Source organism: Stenotrophomonas sp. Ste86 (genome assembly GCF_024519465.1).
Classification (GTDB): domain Bacteria; phylum Pseudomonadota; class Gammaproteobacteria; order Xanthomonadales; family Xanthomonadaceae; genus Stenotrophomonas.
Window position 1 is genome coordinate 1 of record NZ_JALJRW010000055.1, and the last position, 208, is coordinate 208.

Here is a 208-nt window from a genome sequence, read left to right on the forward strand (position 1 = left end):
CGGCTGACGCACAGATCACGGTGTATGACGAAGCGGGGCAATGGATCGGCAACTACGGTGCGACGGGTCAGCCGCTGCAGCAGGCTATCTGGTTGAACAACTATCCGGTTGCGCTGATCAATGCACCGAGTGCTGGCGTGCCGGAAGTGGCCTACGTGCAGCCGGACCACCTGGGCACCCCGCGGGTGGTGATCGATCCCGTCCGTGA

1 protein-coding gene is annotated in these 208 nt (G+C 63.5%); it reads left to right on the forward strand.

From position 1 onward, the window contains the following. Positions 1 to 208, forward strand: a 208-nt coding sequence (locus NR101_RS18990; RefSeq protein WP_256777639.1) for a hypothetical protein, incomplete at both ends; no start/stop codon positions are given.